This is a genomic window from Streptomyces puniciscabiei (assembly GCF_006715785.1).
Taxonomy (GTDB): Bacteria; Actinomycetota; Actinomycetes; order Streptomycetales; family Streptomycetaceae; genus Streptomyces; species Streptomyces puniciscabiei.
This window is the reverse complement of sequence record NZ_VFNX01000001.1, coordinates 145,384-164,622: the sequence shown is the minus strand read 5'-3', so window position 1 is coordinate 164,622 and position 19,239 is coordinate 145,384. Positions and strand designations below refer to the sequence as shown.

The following is a 19,239-nucleotide window of genomic DNA, read 5'->3' as shown; positions in this document are numbered from 1 at the left end:
CGGGCCGGACAGGGACAGTACGGCCCCAGGACAACGGTCCGGTGACGGGCCAGGATGGAAACCCGAGGGAGAACGTGTCATGAGGACCCTGCCGCACACCGGCGAAGTCACCGCCATGCTCGGGGTGATCGTGCTGATGGTGCTGGAGGTGACCGCGCTGGCCACCGCGCCCGCCCGGGACCGGCCGCTCGTCAGTGGGGCCCTCATCGGCGCGGGCACCGCCACGTTCGTCGTGGTGGCCCTGTGGCACGGCCACCGCGGCGCCACCCGCCAACGCCGCCGGAGCCTGACGGAGACGGTCGACGAGTTGTGGTTCACCGCCCATACGCTGGAGGGCTTCCCCATGGAGGCCGTGCGTCCGTATCTGCTCGGCAAGAACGCGCCCAGTCTCAACTCCCTGTATACGGCCTGGGTCTTCGCCATCCACGGCCAGGACGCCCACTGGATCCAGCGCCATCCGAACCTCCCCGCCGACGTCACCCGCCTCCTGGTCGATGCCGCCCGGCAGCGTCACTGATCGACCGGGATCCTTGGTGCGCCCGGGCATGACGGCGCTGCGCGGCTATCTGATCCTCAGCGCCCTGCTCCTGCTCATCAAGGCGATCCGGCTCGGCGGCTCCTGACAGGACTCTCGACCCGCGACAGCACGGGCCTCGGCCGTGCCGGCGCGCGGCGCCGGGCGGCGCGGAAGCGCGACACCGGCCGCGATCAGGCTCGTGACCAGTGCGATGGCCAGCCAGATCGTGAGCCGGGTGACGTCCACCGTCGGGAAGAGACTGGTCGCCGTCAGCGTGCCGGAGAGCATCAGCAGAACGGCGATGATGACGGTGGCGAGCACGTTCGGCTGCGCGGGTTGACCCAGGGGCCGAGCACTTCGGTGTCGTTGCACACCAGGAGCAGGACCAGCAGGCTGTAGGAGCCGTAGAACCGCTTGGCCTCGCCGAAGCTGTGGTGCAGGGAGTGGCGCAGGTTGAAGACGTCTCCGAAGACGTAGCTGGTGGCCAGCGTGACGACGGCCGCCCCAGAACATAACGGGGGATGCGTTTGTCGACGACGTTGGACTGCTGGAAGAGCCGTTGCCACGGTGCGGCGGTCGTGGCGACGATCGCGGTGATCAGCAGGATGGCCTCGCTGCTGACGCCGCCCTGGACGCCGGGCACCACGACGGCGTGGTCCGCGTCGCCCCACCGCGGCCGGGACATCAAGGTCAGCGGGATCAGAAGCAGGCCGGCGCCGATGAAGGCGAACATGGCGCGTTCCCAGCGGCGGAAGGAACCGCCGGCAGTCATGGCGACCAGAACGACGGCGGCCACCGGGACGACGACACACGGCGGGCCGCCGAGATGTTCCGCAGCCAGGGAGACGCCGATGAACTCGGTCACGATGGTGAGGAAGTTCAGCAGGAAGAGGTCACCGGCGCTGAACCAGCCCCAGAACCGGCCGAACCGCTCGGTGATCAGGCGGGCTTGGCCGACGCCGGTGACCGCGCCAGTCGTACGACCATCTCCTGGGCGACGATCAGTACGAGGATGAGCAGGAGCAGGACCCACAGCAGGGAGTAGCCGTCGTTCTGGCCTGGCTGCGCGTAGGTGGCCACGCCGCCCGCGTCGTTGTCACCGACCATCACGACGATGCCGGGCCCGACGACGGCCGGCAGTGTCAGCAGCCGGGGCCTTGAACCCGGGCGGTTCCTCGGCGTGTTCGGGGGGACGCGGCCGAAGGCGCGCTGGAGCTCGCCGAGGTGAGCCTCGTCGAACAGGGCGCCGGGCCGCGCGGGCCGGTCGGCGGCTTTCCGAGCGGCGGCTTCGGCGGGTCGCTCCGGCGGCGGCCCGTCCGGACGCCTCCGCTCCGGTGGTCCTTCTTCGGCAAGCCGTTCTCCGTGCTTGACTAAGGTTTCACGATTGCGCAATTAGAGAACCATGACGATGTCCACCGCGAGACGGTGCGGCACCTCCCTTCGGGTGCGCCTGCCATCTCCGGGACCCTTACTTGCAGCGGGAGCCATACATGTCCACGCCCGACCGTTTGCCGGCAAACGGCGATGCCGTCTTCGAGCGGCTCCTGGACCAAGCCCTGCGCTCCCCGGAATTGAGCCAGGCGTTGCGCCGGCATGCGGGAAGGCCCACCCGCGAAGATCTACGTGCCCGTGCGGTGGCGGCACGAAAAGCGATCACGGCCACAGCGGGAGCCGAGTACCGGGACTACCTTGAGCTGAAGGAAGCGTCCGCCAGGCGCGACGAAGGCGCTGCCTCACGTGCGGCAGGTGGGATCCTGCCGGTGCTGGCCGTGTTCGTGCCGAGCCTTTCGGCCGTGGCAGGAGCCGTGTTCCTGGCGCTCGGGTACGGCCTGCGTGCCCTGGACCAGGCCCGGCAGATCGGCGATGACCTGGTCACCACAGGTGCGGTCGCCGCCGTCGTGGCCGTCGGATCCGGGGCCGTCGATCTCATATGGCTGTTGGTCGCCGCGGCGCGCAACCGGTCGTCGGCGGGTCACGCGGACCACGGGGACAGAGATCCGCGCGTGCGTCAGGCGTGGGATGTGTGGCAGGCTGCGCTGCTGGAACGCGGCATGGTGCCGTTCCTCCTCGGCCTCCTGGAGCGGGCGCACATGGCAGAGGAAGCCGTCCGTTCCGCTCGCGAGGCAGCCGCCGGCGGGGCAGGCGCCGACAGTGACGATCCGGATGACGACTCGCTGTCCGCCCGTCGCCCCGGCGCCATCGCCCCGGATTGCTCAAGCCCCGACTTCGGCAGTCCGGGCTTCACCGGCCCCACACGTCCGCACATGCGGTAGCACACAGGCATGGAACGCCGCAGAGGCGGCATCCCGCCACCATCATCGCGAGAGGGCATCTCATGGGCGTGGCCCTGGCCAGGGGCGGCAATGTCTCACTGACAAGGAGCCGCCGGGACTGACCGCCGTAACCGTCGGTCCCGGCTGGGCTGTACGCACCACCACGGGTGCCGACTACGATCTGGACGCCTCCGCGCTGTGCGACGCGTCAGGGAAGGTCGTGTCCGACCAGAGTTCGTCCAACTCCTCGTGCGAGACAAGCCCTTCGGCGTACGACTCCTGCAGGCGCTGCACGGCCATGCCGCGGTCGTCTTCGCTGATCAGCGGCGACGAGTCTTCCGGTAAGGGCGTCACCGCTTCACCGTACTGCCGTGCTGGCGACGCGAACGCGCCAAGGTCCGTAGCGGGCCAGGCATCCGACGGGGAGGCCGATCACTCAGCACCATGGCCTTGATCATCCAACCCGGCGAACCTTCGCGGTCACAGCACCAGCCGGGCAATGCCGGACCATCTGGTTGGTCGCCCGCATCTTCCCCGGGCGGCCAACCAGTCAGGTCACTGACCTGCGTCAGCTCACCGTCAGCTGACCTTTACGGTGACCGGCGAGGAGCGGAACGTGCCGGACTTGGTCGCCACCCGCACCTGTTCGGTGCCCTTCTTGGTGAACGTCCGCTTGATCGTGTAGGTGCCGTTCTTGTTGACGGTCGCCGTGGTCTTCAGCGTGGTCCACTTGCCGTTGTGCAGGTGCTGGAGCACCAGCGTCGAACCGGCCTTGATGCCCCTGACCCGGCCGGTGAACACCACGGCGTTGCCCGCCTTGACGGCCTTGTGGTTGGCCGAGACGGTGATCGAGCCCATGGCGGTCGGCGTCCGCGACGGCCTCACGCTCGGCATGCCCGTGCGGGTCATGGAAGGCTTGGGGGCGGGCGTCCCGGTCGCGGCGACGGCTCCTGCCGTACCGGTCGACAGCATGGCGGCGGACAGGGCACCGGCAGCGAGCGCACGGGCGCGGCGGCTTCGGGAGAAACTCATGGTGGATCTCCTGCTTTCTTCGACGTCCCCCTGGGTGCGAGTCGGTCACTCGGGGCGGCTCGCACATCCAGGCTGGCCCGAGCGCGGCTGAGCGGCACGCCGAAGTGGGTGCGCCGGCCGTTGAATCGTCTACTTTTCGTGGTAGAGCAGCAGGTTGAACAAATGTTTCCCCTCCTCGTCTTCTCATTCTTTTGTCACTGGAATGGAGCAGCGTCATTGCGCAGTGATCGCAGCGGGGCTGCTGTCGGCAGGGCCGGCACGCTGATGGGGGAGTGTTGTTCGGTGCGCTGGGGCGAGGGGCCGTAAGGCCGTGAACCCCGCGAGGAACCGGTAGCGAGGAAGCGGTAGTTACGACTGGAGGCAGCCACACCCCCGGTCGCGGAGCCGACGTCCTGCTCCACAGGACTGCTTGCGCCCGGCGCCTACACTGGGTGGGCGTATGAGTGTCGGCTGTGAAGTGCGGGCGGGAGGGCAGAGGACCGTGGCTGGGAACGTCGGTGGCTTCAAGGATCCGTCGGCCGACGTGCTGGCGGCTGCTGCCGGCGCCTTCGGGCTGCTCGCCTCGTCCGTCAGGCTTCACCTGATGTGGGCGCTGTCGCAGGGGGAGTGCGATGTCACGCACCTCGCCGACCGGGTGGGTGGTGCCCTGCCCGCCGTGAGCCAGCACCTGGCGAAGCTGAAGCTCGCCGGACTGGTGTGCTCTCGCCGTGAGGGCCGGCGGCAGGTCTACTACATCGACGACCCGGACGTCGTGACGCTCGTGCGAGTGATGATCGGGCAGCTGACGGCACGTTCCCGCCAGGGTTCCGCGCCCGTACGACTTCTGCACGGGACCAGTGACTGAGAGCACAGCGGCTTCGGACCAGGAAGTGGACCTGCCTGCTCCGGCCCGGTTCGGCGGCAACACGGTTCCGGCTCGCGGCGAGGCTTCCTGGCTTCGACTGTTCGTGCGCAGCCTGCGTGATCCCTTCACCGCGGTCCTGCTCTGCCTCGGGTTGGTCTCGGCGGCCGTCTTCGCCTGGGGCACCGCCGCGGTGATCCTCTCCCTCGTCTGGGTCAGCTGCGGGCTGCGCGCGACGGGCGAGCACCGGGCCGACCGGTCCTCGGCCGCGTTGCGCCGGCTGGTCGCCACCACGGTGACCGTTCTGCGGCGCGCCGACGAGGACGCGGTACCCACCTCTCGCGAGATCCCCGTGGACGAACTCTTGTCGGCGACGTGATCCGCCTCGGGCCGGGTGACCTCGTACCGGCGGACGTACGCCTGCTGCGCGCGAGCGGTCTGACCGTGCACCAGTCCGCGCTCACGGGAGAGTCGGCGCCCGTCGCGAAGCACACCGACGACGCGCCTTCGGGCACCGGCAGCGGACTGTTCGATCAGCCGCAGTGGTGTTTCCAGGGCAGCGGCATCGCCTCCGGCAGCGGCACCGCGGTCGTCGCCGTAACCGGTGCGAGCACTCGGTTCGGTGCCGCGCACGGCCGTAGGGCGGGCCGGCCGGAGCCGAGCGCCTTCGACCGTTCCGTCCACGGCGTCTCCTGGATCCTGATCCGGTTCATGCTGCTGACGCCCCCGCTGGTGCTGATGGCCAACGCGGCGCTGCGCGGACGCGGTCTGGAGACCCTGCCGTTCGCGGTGGCGGTGGCGGTGGGGCTGACCCCGGAGATGCTGCCGGTCCTCGTCACCACCTGCCTGTCCCGCGGAGCCTCACTGCTGGCCCGGACCCGCGGGGTGATCGTCAGACGGCTGCCCGCCCTGTACGACATCGGCGCCGCTGATGTGCTGTGCCTGGACAAGACCGGCACGCTCACCCAGGGCCAGCCCGTCGTCGGCCGCGGCCTCGGCCCGGACGGCCGGAACGACCCCGACGTCCTGGAGGTCTGCACAGCCCAGGCCACGGGTTTGCTAGATTGCGCAACCATGCAATCCAGGTGGGGGCTCACCCCTCGCCTGTCACGAACCAGCCGCGCATGCCTGGCCGTACCCTTGATGGCCCGGCCTGACGAGCCCGACCGTTCATGGGAGTGAAGATGAGCGACCCGTGGGACGGCCCGAACGGCCAGGCCACGCGCGGCCGCACCACTACCCGGGTGCCCGGTCAGCGTACGTACGAGGCGGAGGGCAGGCGCCCACCGGGCGGCCGTGCCGCGGCCCGGGCCACCTCCCGGTCACGGGGCGCTGCCCGGTCGCGGCGTCGTGCACATCCGGCCGGGCGCGCCCGACGGGCGCTCAAGATCGTCGCTATCACCCTGTCCGTACTGATCCTGGTCACGGCCGGTGCGGGCTGGTGGTTCTACGAGCACCTGAACGGCAACATCAACAGCGTCTCGCTCGACGGCAAGGGCGGCACCGAGAAGGCCGACGCCTTCGGCCGTACCCCGATCAACATCCTGGTCATGGGCTCGGACGGCCGAACCAGCGTCGAGGACTGCAAGCTCGGCGGCGGCTGCGCCAGGACCGGTGTGCAGACCGGCAGCAACGCGGACGTGGAGATGGTGGTGCACATAGCCGCCGACCGCTCCAACGCGACGGTGATGAGCATCCCCCGCGACACCATGACCCAGGTGCCCGCCTGCGCGGACAGCCAGAGCCATCAGTCCACGAACGGTTACTACGGCCAGATCAACAGCGCGCTTCAGTACGGTCCCGCCTGCCAGGTGGCCACGGTCCATCAGCTCACCGGCATCCCGGTCGACCACTTCGTCGAGCTCGACTTCGCCGGCGTCGTGAAGATGTCCGACGCGGTCGGTGGTGTTTCCGTCTGTGTCACCGACGACGTGTACGACACCTATTCGCACCTGAAGCTGTCCAAGGGCGACCACACGCTCAAGGGTCAGGCCGCGCTGGAGTTCGTCCGCTCCCGGCACGGCTTCGGCGACGGCAGCGACCTCGGCCGTACGACGACCCAGCACTTCTTCCTCAGCTCGCTGATCCGCAAGTTCAAGAGCACGGGGACGCTCACCGACCCCACCGCGGTCTATGGCCTGGCCGACGCCGCCACCAAGGCGCTGACCGTGGACGACGGCCTGGGCAGTGTGAGCAAGCTGATCTCGCTCGCGGCGGACGTGAACAAGGTGCCGACCAAGCGGATGACCTTCACGACGATGCAGACGGCCCCCGACCCGAACAACAAGGAACGGCTCGTCGTGGGCCCGGGCGCGAAGTCCCTGTTCTCCACCATCGCCAACGACCAGTCCCTGACCACCGGCTCCGGCGACAAGTCCGCGGCGGCCTCGCCGACCGCGAAGCCCACCGCCCCGGCGGTCCCCGCGTCGCAGATCGCCGTCACCGTCGAGAACGGCACCGCGGTCACCGGCCGCGCCTCGGACATCGCGACCGCCCTGACCGACCAGGGCTTCAACTCGGCGACGACCACGGCCAACGCGCCGAGCCCGGCGGCCACCACCACCCTCACCTACGGCACCGGCCAGAAGGAGGAGACGACGACGGTCGCCAAGGCGCTCGGTCTGCCCTCCTCGCATCTGAAGCAGGGCACCGGCACCGGCCTGACCCTGGTCATCGGCAGCGACTGGCCCAGCGGCACCGGCTTCCCGGGCGGCAGCTCCTCCCCGGCGCCGGCCGACACCAAGGCCGCCGTCGGAGGCGCCCACGCCTCCACCGCCGACCAGGCCAAGACCTGCGCCAAGGTCAGCCCCTACAAGACGGTCAGCCTCAACGGCATCTCCATGACACCGCCCCAGGCGTACGCGGCGGCGCGCAGCACACCCGACTCCGATTCCTAATGGAGATGTCAAGCGGCCGACGTGACGGCGGGTATGGGGCCGTAGCACCGTCCGTCACGAAGAAGGGCCCACAGAACGTTGACCCTGCGGCGCGCGAGTGCCATGACGGCCTGGCTGTGTCGTTTGCCTTCGGCACGCTTGCGATCGTAGAAGCGGCGGGACTCGTTGCAGCAGCGGATGTTGATCAACGCGGAGGTGTAGAAGACGCGTTGAAGACGCCGGCTGTAGCGGGTGGGACGGTGCAGGTTGCCGCTCACCTTCCCGGAGTCACGGGGCACCGGGGAGACACCGGCGAAGGAGGCCAGCCGGTCCGCGCTGGCGAAGGCGCCCATATCTCCGCCGGTGGCGGCCAGGAACTCTGCGCCCAGCAGGACACCGATGCCGGGCATGCTCGTGATCACCTCCGCGTTGCGGTGGCGGCGAAACCGGCCCTCGATGAGCTTGTCGGTCTCTGCGATCTTCTCGTTGAGGGCCATCACCTCCCTGGCCAGGGAGTGAACCACGTGGGCGGTCATGTCCTCACCGGGGACAGCAGTGTGCTGTCCTTCGGCGGCCTGGACGGACTTCGCGGCGAGCTCGTCCGCGCTGCGGACCTTGCGGTTGCGCAGCCAGGTGGCCAGACGCCGCCGGCCGGTGCGGCGGATGGCGGCCGGGGTCTGGTAGCCGGTCAGCAGCACCAGGGGGCCGACGTTGCCCAGATCGAGTTCGCGCTCCAGGCCGGGGAAGATCTCGGTGAGGTGGCCGCGGAGTCGGTTGATGGTCCGGGTGCGGTCGTCGCTGAGGTCGCGGCGGTGCCGGGTGAGGACCTTCAACTCGGACACCAGCTCGTCGCCGGGACGCAAGGGCGTGAGGTCGCGCCGGATGCGGGCCTGGTCGGCGATGACCGCTGCGTCCTTGGCATCGGTCTTGCCGTCACCCCGGTAGCCCTCGGAGGCCCGGTTGACCGCCCGTCCGGGAATGTAGAGCAGCTGCTGACCGTGGTTGAGCAGGACCGCTATCACCAGGGCGGCCCCGCCGTCGGCCAGGTCGATGCCCCACACTGCCTCGTCACCCAGTCGAGAACGTCCGCGATGAGCTTGAGCAGTTCGGTCTCGTCGTTGGCGACGCGCCGGGACAGCAGCCGCTTGCCCGCGTTGTCGATCACCACGCAGTGGTGATGCGTCTTCCCGGCGTCGATACCGGCCCAGATCGCTGTCACTCGCTTCTCCACAGGTCGTGTTCGTGCAGGTACCACAGACGACCTCGCTGTCGAGTCCCTACTGAGCGATCAGTGCCGCAATTCCTAATGAGCAGCCGAGTCGTCGTGAGGCGCCGGGCGGCGAATCGGACTAAGCCACAACCACGGCAGACGCCTGAAAGCCACACCCGGCACCCCTGGGTGAGCCAACCCTACGAATGGCTCGCTCATCCCGATCAACAAGGTAGGGACGCCTGACCGGCGGCCGGCATCGTACGCGGCCGGGTTTCTATTGCAGCTTTGCGCAATCAAGCAGATATGATGGGCGCGGCAGCCTGCTTCGTCTCTGGAGCGAACGGAGTCCTCCATGGGTCACCTGCCTCTTGGCCGCATGCGGCCGGTCCACGAGAGGGTGTGGAAGCTCGGTGACCACAGCCGACCGTACGACCCGCGGGCGACCGCCTGTGAGCGCGAAAGCCGGAGGACGCTGTCATGACCGGGAGCAGCTTCACCGTCTCGGGCTATGGCCCCGAGCGCCCCGCCTGGACGCGGCTTTTCGCGCGCGACTCCAGCATCCGTCGGCTGGACTGGCCGATACTGCTGGCCGCCCTCGCCCTGTCGTTCATCGGCTCGCTGCTGGTGTACTCCGCGACTCGCAACCGCACCGCGATCAACCAGGGCGACCCGCACTACTTCCTCGTCCGGCACCTGATGAACCTCGGCATCGGGTGCGTCCTGATGATCGGCACGATGTGGCTGGGGCACCGCGCCCTGCGCAACGCGGTGCCCATCCTCTACGGGATTTCAGTGCTCGGGGTGCTGCTGGTGCTCACCCCGCTCGGTGCCACCATCAACGGCAACCGCAACTGGATCGTGCTGGGCGGCGGATTCTCACTGCAGCCCTCGGAATTCGTGAAGGTCACCATCATCCTGGGCATGGCGCTGCTCCTCGCGGCCCGGGTCGACGCGGGTGACAGGAAGTACCCCGACGGCCGCACAGTGATCCAGGCGCTGGGGCTGGCCGCCGTGCCGATCATGGTCGTGATGATGATGCCGGACCTCGGCTCGACGATGGTCATGACCGTCACGATCCTGGGCGTGCTGCTCGCATCCGGCGCCTCCAACCGCTGGGTCTTCGGTCTGCTCGGCATCGGTGTCCTCGGCGCCGTCGCCGTGTGGCAGCTGCATCTCCTGGACCAGTACCAGATCAACCGCTTCGCCGCCTTCGCCGACCCGAGCCTGGACCCGTCCGGAGTCGGTTACAACACCAACCAGGCCCGCATCGCCATCGGTTCCGGCGGTCTGACGGGCGAGGGCCTCTTCCACGGCGCGCAGACCACCGGTCAGTTCGTCCCGGAGCAGCAGACCGACTTCGTGTTCACCGTCGCCGGGGAGGAACTGGGCTTCGTGGGCGGGATCCTGATCATCTCCCTGATCGGAGTGATCCTGTGGCGCGCCTGTCGCATCGCCCGGGAGACGACCGAGTTGTACGGCACGATCATCGCCGCCGGCATCGTCGCCTGGTTCTCCTTCCAGTCCTTCGAGAACATCGGCATGGCGCTCGGCATCATGCCGGTGGCGGGAATTCCCCTGCCGTTCGTCTCCTACGGCGGTTCCTCGATGTTCGCAGTGTGGGTGGCGGTCGGCCTGCTGCAGTCGATCCGGGTGCAGCAGACGAGGCCGTGACGTCATCATCAGCTCACCGCCTGCTCGGTGCCCTTTTCGGTGAACGTCCGCTTGATCGTGCAGGTGCAGTTCTCGTTGACGGCCGTCGTGGTCCTCAGCGTGGTCCACTTGCCGCCTTGACCGCCTTGTGGTCGGCCGAGAGGGTGATCGAGCCCGTGGCGGTCGGTGTCCGTGACGGCTTCGTGCTCGGCATACCCGTGGGGGTCATGGAGGGCCCGGGGGCCGGCGTCCCGGTCGCGGTGACGGCTCCTGCCGTACCGGTCGACAGCATGGCGGCGGACAGGGCACCGGCGGCGAGCGCACGGACGCGGCGGCTTCGGGCGAAGCCCGATCGAGAGTCTTCTGTTTTCGCCGGAGTCCCCTTGGGACGAGTCGGTCACTCGGGGCGGCTCGCGAATCCAGGCTGCCCCGAGCGTGGCCGAGCGGCATGTCGAAGTGGCACGCCCGCCGGGGTGATGAAGCGGGCGCACCGGACATGCGGCAGGTTTCAGCTCCGCGCGTTTCCCGGTTCCGGCGGAGGCAGGGGCGGCAGGCAGGTGTCGTAGAGCCAGGCGCGCAGCAGGGGTTCCACCGCCCTCGGCATCGCCCGGTCGGCATGAGCGATGAAGGCGGCGGTGTCGACGCTTTCACCGCGATGGGCGTGGTGCCAGCCGCGCAGCATCGCGAAGAAGCGGTCGTCGCCCATCGTCAGGCGCAGCGCGTGCAGCGTGCACGCGCCCCGGTTGTACACCCGGTCGTCGAAGATGCGGTCGGGGCCGGGGTCGGCGATCCGCAGCCCCGTGCCCTGCCGGGCGAGGGTGTGCCAGGCCGCCCGGGCGATGGTGTCGGCGGAGTCCTCGCCGATGTGCTCCGACCAGAGCCATTCCCCATAGGTGGCGAAGCCCTCGTTGAGCCAGATGTCCCGCCAGTCGCGCAGGCTGACGCTGTTGCCGTACCACTGGTGGACGAGTTCGTGGGCCACCAGCGTCTCCCAGGTGCGCTCGCCGTCGATGTGGTTGCGGCCGAAGACGGACGCGGTCTGGTTCTCCACCGGCTGGTCCAGGTCGGTGTCCACGACGACGGCGCCGTACGTCTCGAAGGGATACGGCCCGAACCACCGCGTGAACGTCTCGAACATCTCCGGCTGGCGGCCCAGATCGTGCCGGGCCTGGCCGGACAGCTGGACGGGGTAGGCGTTGCGGCCGGTGACCGGGCGGCCGGTCGCGCTGTCCGTGGCCTGCCAGGTCTCGTGCGCGAAGCGGCCGGTGTACAGCGCGGCGAGGTAGGGGGCCATGGGACCCCCATGGTGGTACGTCCAGCACTCGGTGGTGTCCGAGGTGCGCCGCTCCAGCAGGGCTCCGTTGGCGAGCGCCTGGTGGCCGCGGGGCACGGTCACCCGGAAGGTGAACTCGGCCTTGTCGTCCGGCCGGTCGTTGCACGGGAACCACGACGGGGCGCCCAGCGGCTGGGCGGCCACCATGGTGCCGCCGTGTGCGTCGCCCGTGCGGTCCCAGCCGATCTGCCCGAACGGTGTGCGGACCGGGCCGGGCCGGCCGCCGTAGCCGATCTCCAGGGAGAAGGGGGTGTCCGCCGGGATCGGGCGTGGCACGGACAGCAGCAGTTTGTGCCCCTTCCGGCCGGGCCGTACGGCGGCCCCGTCGACCAGCGCCTCGTGCACGGAGAGCTTCGCCAGGTCGAGGCGGATCTGACGCAGCGTCCGCTCGGCCACCGCGCGGATGTGCGCCCGGCCCTCCAGCCTGCCGGCGGCCGGGTCGTAGGCCAGGTGGAGGTCGTAGGCGAGCGTGCGGTGATCGTAGCTGCCGTGGCCGGCGAAGTAGCGCGGCGCCGTTTTCGGCAGGCGGTCCGCGGCCATCGCCGCCAGCGGGGCGAGCGCCGCGCCCCGGACCAGGGCGCGGCGGCTGCACCAGGTCATGCCGTTTCCCCTTCGGTGAGCCGGGCGGCGGGGCGGGCCGCGGGGATGCCGGCGATGGGGTTGCCGGCCCAACGGGTGCCGTCGGGCACCGTCTCCCCGCGCATCACCAGGGACGCCGAGGCGATGGACGTACCGGCGCCGATCGCGGTGCCGGGCAGGGCGATGCTGTGCGGGCCCAAGGAGGCGCCGGCAGCCAGGCGCACGCTGTCCATCCGCATGATCCGGTCGTGGAAGAGGTGGGTCTGCAGCACACAGCCACGGTTGACGGTGGCGCCGTCCCCGATGCTCACCAGATCTGACTCCGGCAGCCAGTACGTGTCGCACCACACCCCGCGTCCGATGCGCGCGCCGAGGCTGCGCAGCCACCAGTTCACCACAGGCGTGCCCAGGTGCGCGGCGATGCCCCACGGCACGGCCAGCACCTCCACGAACGTGTCGAACAACTCGTTGCGCCACACGAACGACGACCACAGGGGCCGCTCCACCGGACGGAACCGGCCCACGAGCAGCCACTTGGCGGCGGTCGTGGTCAGGCAGGCCACCAGGGACGCGGCCAGCAGCAGCGGGACGCCCGCGAGTGCCGCCAGGGACAAGCCGCCCACGTCCAGGGCCCTCTGCTGGGCCAGTAGCAGGCCCTCGGCCAGCAGCGTGCCGAGGATCACCGGCAGCACGCGGCACGCCTCGACGGCCGCGCGGGCCGCCACCAGCCGCCTGGGCGGGGCGAACGTCCGCGCCGCGTCGGCGATCCCGGCCACGCGGGGCAGCGGCATCGCGGGCCGGCCGATCCACGACGAGTGCGGCTCGGCGTGCGCCGGTGCGTCGGACAGCACGCCAACCAGGGCGTGGTCGGCCACCTCACGGCCGGGGCCAACAATGCCGGAGTTGCCGACGAAGGCCCGCCTGCCGATCCGCACGGCCCCCAACCGCATCCATCCGCCACGCAGTTCGAAGGGGGCCACGAGCGTGTCGTCGGCGAGGAACGCCCCGTCCTCGACCCGGAGCAGCGACGGCAGCGGCAGCACGGTCGAGATCTCGGCGCCGCGGCCGACCCGGGCGCCGAGGAGGCGCAGCCAGGCGGGTGTGGCGAGGCTCGCGTAGAGCGGGAACAGGCTGCTCCGAGCGCCGTCGAGCAGCAGAGTCACCAGCCACGCCCGCCAGGCCACGCCCCCGTCGGCGCGGTGCAGGCCGGGCGCGATCCCGCGGCTCAGCAGGCGCACGGTGAGCGCGGTGATGAGCATGCCGCACACGGTGGTCAGCACGGCGAACAGGGGTGCCGCCGCGAGCAGCCGCCAGGTCGCCCCGGACAGCGTGGCCGTACCGCGCACCAGCAGCCAGGTGACGGCGAGCGCCGGGGCGGCGGCCAGCAACGACAGCAGTGGCAGCAGGGCGAGCGACAGCGCGTAGGCGAGGTGCCAGCGGCGCCGGCGGTCCGTCGGCGGGGCGGGCCAGTTCGGCTCGGCGAGGCATTCGGTGGGTGCAGCCGGCCGGGCGGGGGAGCCGGTCCATACCTGGCCGTCGGGGATACGGCCGCCCAGGCAGCCGCCGGCAGCGAGTTCCGCACCATGGCCGAGGACAGCGCCCGGCAGCAGGGTGCTGCGGTGGCCCACCCGGGCGTCCGCGCCGACGACGACCCTGCCGACGTGCAGCCTGTCGCCGTCGAGCCACCAGCCTGCGATGTCCGCCTCCGGTTCGACACTGCACCCGTCGCCCAGCTCGGCCAGGCCCGTCACCGGGGGCATGGCGTGCAGCCATATGTCCCGCCCGGTGCGGCAGCCGAGGGTCCGGGCGTACAGCGCTGCCCAGGGGGTGCCGAGCAGGGACGGTACGCCGAACGCCACGACCGCACGCTCCGCGCTCCACAGGCGCAGGTGGACGGCGCCGCCGCGCGGATGGGCGCCCGGAGTGATCGAGCCGGCCAGTGCGCGGGCGAGGGCCGCCCCGAGCAGGCAGCGCGCGGGCGCGCTGAACAGCAGCACCCACCCGGCCACGACCAGCCACCACGAGGTGTGCGGCGCCCACCGGTGCGGCGCGATCCAGCCGATGACGTCGTCCGCCGCGGCCAGCCCGACCAGGCCCCGCAATCCGGTGACGCCGTAACCGGCCAGGGAGACGAGGAACTGCACCACGGCGGTCCGTCGGGGCACGGGCCGGGCGGGGCGCACCTCCGCTGCGGTGCCGGTCAGGGAGTCGAGATGGTCGGCCATGCTCTGCAGGACCGGATGCCGGTAGAGGTCGGCGACCGAAAGGCCCGGGTAGTCCCGGCGCAGCATCGAGGCCATCCGGGCGGCGGTCAGGCTGGTGCCGCCCAGCTCGACGAAGTCGCTGCCCGGGCCGGGCCGCAGGCCCAGCAACTCCTCCCATACGTCCGCCAGCCGGGCGGCGGTCCCGTGCAACCGGTGGGCCGCCTCGCCACCGTGCCCGGCACCGGCCAGCTGCACCGGCCAGGGCAGCGCCTTGCGGTCCACCTTTCCGGACGCCCGCGTGGGCAGGTCCGCCACCTCGGCCAGCACAGGCACCAGCGGTGCGGGGAGCCGCTCGCCCAGCAGCGCCCTGGCCTTGTCGGCGTCGAAGGCCGAGCGGCCGTCGGCGGTCTCCTGCGCGACGATGTAGCCGACCAGCACCTGGGCGCCGGCCGCGGTGGCCTGTACGGCCGCCGCCGCGCCGCGCACCCCGGGCAGGGCGAGCAGGGCCGTGTCGATCTCGCCGAGTTCGACACGGCGTCCGCCGAGCTTGACCTGGTCGTCGGCGCGACCGAGGAACACCAGTCCCTCGGCGTCGGCGCGCACCAGGTCGCCCGAGCGATAGGCGCGCGGCGGGCCCAGCGCCGGGCTCGGCCGGAAGCGTTCCGCGTCCTTGACCGGGTCGAGGTAGCGGGCGGTTCCGACGCCGGCGATGACCAGTTCGCCCTGCTCGCCGAAGGCGACGGGATTCCCGGCCTCGTCCACCACTGCCAACTCCCAGCCGGCGAGCGGCAGCCCGATGCGCACCGGCTGCCCGGGCTCCAGCCGGGCGGCGCAGGCCACGACGGTGGTCTCCGTGGGGCCGTAGGTGTTCCACATTTCCCGCTCGGGGCGGGCGAACCGTTCGACGAGTCCGGGCGGGCAGGCCTCGCCGCCCAGGATCAGCAACCGGACCCGGCGCAGCGCCTCCTCCGGCCACATCGCCAAGAGCGTGGGCACGGTGGAGACGGCGGTGATGCCGCGGGCGTCCAACCAGGGGCCGAGTTCGAGCCCGGCGCGCACCAGGGACCGTTCGGCCGGCACCAGGCAGGCGCCGGAGCACCAAGCGAGCCACATCTCCTCGCAGGAGGCGTCGAATGCGACCGAAAGGCCGGCCAGGACGCGGTCGCCCGGGCCGAGGGGCCGGTCGCGCAGGAACAGCCCGGCCTCCGCGTCGACGAAGGCCGCGGCGGAGCGGTGGGTGACGGCCACGCCCTTGGGCGCGCCGGTCGAGCCGGACGTGAAGATGATCCAGGCGTCGTCCGCGGGTGCCGGTGTGGAGCCCATGGCCGCTCCGGACGGCGGTACCAGCTCGGCGGGTTGCGGGTGCGGCCCGAGGACGTGACACACGCCGGCCTCGCTGAACACGGTCGCGGCGCGCTCCTCGGGGTCGTCGGCGTCGACCGGGACGTAGGCCGCACCGCAGTGCAGGACCGCGAGGATCGACAGGTACAACTCCGCGGTGCCCGATGGCACTCGTACGCCCACCCGGTCGCCGGGGCCGATGCCCCGCTCGGTGAGCCGCCGCGCGCGGGCGCGGGCCTCGGTGCACAGCTCCCGGTAGGACAGCACCTCGGCGCCTGCGTCCAGCGCGGGTGCGTGCGGGTGCAGCGCGGCGGTCGCCTCCAGGACGTCGACGAGGGTGCGGGGTGGCGCGGCTGCCCCGGAGCGGAACAGGGCCCGGTTCGTCGGGACTTCCGAGAAAGGGTGTGAGGCATCGAGTGCGGTCGAGGTCAAGGTCGCGCCTTTGGATTTCCATGTTCGACGGGCCGGTAGGCCCTTTACGGCCTGTCAGACGCCCTTCGTCACAGGACGCGTTCACCAACTCGGTGCAATTGATTCACAACCTGCCCATGGGAGGAAATTGGTGAATCAAATACCAAAATTCACCCCGCCGTGCCCTGCCGCCGGTAGACCATCTCACCGCACCGGGAAGTCGAACGGGTTGTCGACGATCGTCCGTACCCCGGGCATTCGATGATCCGCTCCGCGCCGACGACCCCGCTGTGCTGGTAGGAGGCCGGTTTGCGGTCCATCGCCGTGTCGTGGTGGACGCTGTGGCCGCACAGCCGGTGCCCTTCGGTGACGACCAGCCGCATCACGTCGGGATTCCTGGCCGCGTTCGGCCCGATCATGCCCCGCCCTCTGCTCATGTCTTCAGTGTTCCTGCGTTCCTGCGCCCCCCGGCCAGGCAGGGCGGCGGGATACTTCTGCCGCCGATTCGGGAGCCTGCAGCCCGCCTCGGCTCCCTGCGGCGCTCATCCGACAGGCGCGCGGCTTGAGTCCGCGGCACAAGCTTAGCTTGCCGCATTGCGCAAATGCGCAACCAGGCGGTACTTCGCAGGACAGGTGCGCGATGAACAAGCCGTAGCAGATCGGCCGCTCCCGTTCTTGGGGGCGGCGGCCTCCGCCCGATCGGACGGCGCAGTCCTCGGGTGCCGGACGGGTGGCTGGAGAAAGCCGCTACGAGGATCACGGCCTGTCTGCGCTCCTCGAAGGATCCCGGTCCCGCGCCACCCGTCCGTACGCTGCCGCTGCCCTCGCAGCGCCCCGGTCCCGACGACTGCCGCGCACGCCACCCCGGCTGCCACAGCCGGTGAGGCCGTCACCGCTCCGGCGCGCGACCCCTTCGCGCAACCACCGGTGCGGCCGAGGACCGTACTGGTTATGAGCGTTCGAGGTTCAAGCACCGGATCGGCTCCCCATGGTCGCGTCGAACGCGGGCCACACAGGCTGGTGACTGGCAGCGCCCCGGCCGCCGACTTCACGGGCAGGCCCTCGGTACGCCGCTGCTCGATCCAGGCAGCCTTCCGGGCGCCGGCGCGGGCGTTCTTCAGTCAGATGGCCCACCGCCTGTGCCGGCAGCCATCTCAGAGGCGGAGATCCCCTTGAGCCACCACGCCCGTATCGTCAGTCGTCAACTCGCCCCTCGGACACAGAGTGGGACGTTCACGAGATCGTCCCGAAGCGTTCACGAATTACCGGTCGAGTCATGTGACTCACCGGTATTTCGTCGTTTCTGGGGCCTTCGGGCCTCGTGATCGGCTCGGTGAGGGGGTGAGGCGGTGGCGGTCCAGGTACTGCGCCCCTCACCTGCGGAAACAGGACATGCCTGCGCGACGGCTGGTAGCCGTGGCGCAGGCATGTGGGGTTTTCAGGGGGCGGAGCGCGGCGGAGGTGCGTCACTCGCGTGGCGGAGGCTCGACCTGCTCGGTCGTAAGCGGTCGCGCCAGGGACGGGTCCGAGGGCTCACCGGGTTGGGTTGCGGCGCTCTGCGTGCTGGCTTTGCGGGGCTGGATGCCCTGGTCGCGGAGGAACCGTCGGATGGCTCTGAGGTTCGCCACGAAGATGATGACGGCATTGAGCAGGGTCTGCGCGACGCGTCCGTGCGGCAGGCGGAGCTGGGGATCGTCGATGCTGTCGAGGGCGGACTTCTTGAGGTTGCCGTTGCCGCCCTCGTTCTGGCTGCGCAGTCCGGACCAGGCTTTCTGCCACAGAGGGGTGAACAGGGGGTATTTCTGCCGCCACTTGGCCAACACGGTGCCCGGGACGGTGATGCTCTTCCCCGTGCAGATGTCGGGGTAGACGGGGGTGTCCCGCTTGGGCCTGGGGACGGTGGGCAGGGCTGCCGGGGTACGGACAGTGGGGGCGTCGAGGTCGACGACGGTGGACGGGCGTGGCTGGGGCCGGCGGTAGCAGGTGACCGTGGCGTGGGACCCGAGGGCGGGGCACTGTCGACGCTGGTCCCCTGCGGGCCCGTACTCCTTGATCTTGGCCTGGTAGTCCTTCCGGGACTGGATCAGGTTGAGTGCGTGGGCGCGGTCCTCGTCCGTGCGGCTGTCGATGTATGTGGCGCCCGCGGTGATGAGCGGGGTGGGCATCAGCGGGCAGTAGAACTCGCCGCCGACCAGCTGCATGCCGCGGAACTCTCCCTGCCGGTCGACCTTGTCGTCGTTGTAGTGCTTCACTGTGTTGAGGCCGAGTTTGAGCAGCTGCAGATGCAGGTGGTGAGGCTTGGCCTGGGTGATGCCCCGGTCGGCGCAGAACAGGTCTTTGACCAGGCCTCGTTCGAAGGCCGGCTGGATGGCGCGCAGGGCGGCCGGGCCGGGTTCGGTGCCCGGGGTGTGGAGGACCATGCCGAGGCAGACCGCGGGGTAGGCGCCGGCGAGGTCACCATGGCCATGGCCTGGGAACGCGGCCATCATGGCGTAGCGGAACTTTCTCTTCTCCGGCGCCTTGGCCTTCTTCTCCCGTGTCGCCTTGGTCTTGCGAGGCACTGGCTTGTTTGCCGTGCCGCGCCGGGTGCCAGTGTTCATGGAGGCCCCAGCTTTGCTGCTGGGCCCCGACTTCATCTGCGTTCCTCCCTTCACGTACATCCCGGCGGTGATCTCGAGCGAGGCCCGGTCCTGGTGGTAGTCCGGCTCTTTGCCCCAGACCGGAACCGGAGTGTCGTCGACCGCGATGTGGCCAGGCCACCGAGCGAAGTCGCCGCGCCGGTAGGAAGCCATCGCCGGAGCGAGAATCAGATCCTGGGCGATGGCCTCCAGGTTGCGCACGGTGTCCTGGTTGTCGCGGGCATTCCACTTCCGTCGGATCTTCTTGGCCTCGCTGAGCGACAGCCGCTTGCGGCGGTCGTGTGGTGCCGGGTCGAGGCGCCGGGTCATCGAGGACCAGGACCGGTAGAC

12 protein-coding genes and 4 pseudogenes are annotated in these 19,239 nt (G+C 70.4%); 8 read left to right on the top strand and 8 right to left on the bottom strand.

Annotation, left to right across the window (positions count from 1 at the left end; genetic code table 11):
* Positions 1-79 precede the first annotated feature (79 nt).
* Both FB563_RS00625 and FB563_RS43725 read left to right on the top strand, forming a co-directional pair.
* Positions 80-517 carry a hypothetical protein gene (locus FB563_RS00625; RefSeq protein ID WP_055704680.1) on the top strand — a complete coding sequence of 146 codons (438 nt, stop codon included), beginning with the start codon at positions 80-82 and terminating at the stop codon, positions 515-517.
* 199 nt (positions 518-716) lie between these two features.
* Positions 717-857 carry a hypothetical protein gene (locus FB563_RS43725; RefSeq protein WP_234357612.1) on the top strand — a complete coding sequence of 47 codons (141 nt, stop codon included), beginning with the start codon at positions 717-719 and terminating at the stop codon, positions 855-857.
* Positions 858-1,097: 240 nt separating this feature from the next.
* Here FB563_RS43725 and FB563_RS43720 read toward each other — a convergent pair.
* Positions 1,098-1,624: pseudogene (locus tag FB563_RS43720) on the bottom strand (divalent metal cation transporter); the annotation flags it as partial.
* A gap of 383 nt (positions 1,625-2,007) precedes the next feature.
* Between FB563_RS43720 and FB563_RS00615 the strand changes: the two are divergent.
* Together FB563_RS00615 and FB563_RS00610 are read left to right on the top strand one after the other, a co-directional pair.
* Complete coding sequence (locus tag FB563_RS00615) at positions 2,008-2,790, top strand: hypothetical protein (protein WP_055704682.1); 783 nt, start codon at positions 2,008-2,010, stop codon at positions 2,788-2,790.
* Positions 2,791-2,852: 62 nt separating this feature from the next.
* Positions 2,853-3,022, top strand: a pseudogene (locus FB563_RS00610) (TerD family protein); the annotation flags it as partial.
* Here FB563_RS00610 and FB563_RS42680 read toward each other — a convergent pair.
* Both FB563_RS42680 and FB563_RS00605 read right to left on the bottom strand, forming a co-directional pair.
* Positions 2,965-3,144, bottom strand: a complete 180-nt coding sequence (locus FB563_RS42680) for a DUF1707 domain-containing protein (protein ID WP_055704683.1) — start codon at positions 3,142-3,144, stop codon at positions 2,965-2,967. The pseudogene FB563_RS00610 and the gene FB563_RS42680 overlap by 58 nt on opposite strands.
* Before the next feature lie 225 nt (positions 3,145-3,369).
* Positions 3,370-3,822 (bottom strand): hypothetical protein, encoded by a 453-nt coding sequence (locus FB563_RS00605; RefSeq protein ID WP_055704684.1) that lies wholly within the window; start codon positions 3,820-3,822, stop codon positions 3,370-3,372.
* 481 nt (positions 3,823-4,303) lie between these two features.
* Here FB563_RS00605 and FB563_RS00600 point away from each other — a divergent pair, with 481 nt between their 5' ends.
* The 3 genes and pseudogenes from FB563_RS00600 (at position 4,304) to FB563_RS00590 (ending at position 7,560) form a co-directional block, all read left to right on the top strand.
* Positions 4,304-4,666, top strand: coding sequence for an ArsR/SmtB family transcription factor (locus FB563_RS00600; protein WP_055704685.1), 363 nt, complete (start codon positions 4,304-4,306; stop codon positions 4,664-4,666).
* Positions 4,659-5,740 (top strand): annotated as a pseudogene (locus FB563_RS00595) (P-type ATPase actuator domain-containing protein); the annotation flags it as partial. The gene FB563_RS00600 and the pseudogene FB563_RS00595, both read left to right, overlap by 8 nt.
* A gap of 107 nt (positions 5,741-5,847) precedes the next feature.
* Positions 5,848-7,560, top strand: coding sequence for an LCP family protein (locus FB563_RS00590; protein WP_199832736.1), 1,713 nt, complete (start codon positions 5,848-5,850; stop codon positions 7,558-7,560).
* An 8-nt stretch (positions 7,561-7,568) separates the two neighbouring features.
* Here the strand turns inward: FB563_RS00590 and FB563_RS00585 are convergent.
* Positions 7,569-8,758, bottom strand: a pseudogene (locus FB563_RS00585) (IS110 family RNA-guided transposase).
* A gap of 471 nt (positions 8,759-9,229) precedes the next feature.
* On the opposite strand from FB563_RS00585, the gene rodA reads away from it, so the two are divergent.
* Positions 9,230-10,423 carry a rod shape-determining protein RodA gene (rodA, locus tag FB563_RS00580; protein ID WP_055704686.1) on the top strand — a complete coding sequence of 398 codons (1,194 nt, stop codon included), beginning with the start codon at positions 9,230-9,232 and terminating at the stop codon, positions 10,421-10,423.
* A gap of 487 nt (positions 10,424-10,910) precedes the next feature.
* Here the strand turns inward: rodA and FB563_RS00575 are convergent, their stop codons facing one another.
* From FB563_RS00575 to FB563_RS00560, 4 genes are all read right to left on the bottom strand, one after another.
* Positions 10,911-12,335, bottom strand: coding sequence for a M1 family metallopeptidase (locus tag FB563_RS00575; RefSeq protein WP_079048584.1), 1,425 nt, complete (start codon positions 12,333-12,335; stop codon positions 10,911-10,913).
* On the bottom strand, positions 12,332-16,291 hold the full coding sequence (locus FB563_RS00570; protein ID WP_079048585.1) for a Pls/PosA family non-ribosomal peptide synthetase: 3,960 nt from the start codon (positions 16,289-16,291) through the stop codon (positions 12,332-12,334). The genes FB563_RS00575 and FB563_RS00570 overlap by 4 nt, the downstream gene beginning before the upstream one ends.
* A gap of 149 nt (positions 16,292-16,440) precedes the next feature.
* Entirely contained in the window at positions 16,441-16,707 is a 267-nt protein-coding gene (locus FB563_RS00565) for a polysaccharide deacetylase family protein (RefSeq protein WP_142218390.1), read from the bottom strand.
* A gap of 1,029 nt (positions 16,708-17,736) precedes the next feature.
* On the bottom strand, positions 17,737-19,218 hold the full coding sequence (locus tag FB563_RS00560) for a hypothetical protein (RefSeq protein WP_055704688.1): 1,482 nt from the start codon (positions 19,216-19,218) through the stop codon (positions 17,737-17,739).
* Between the last annotated feature and the right edge of the window lie 21 nt (positions 19,219-19,239).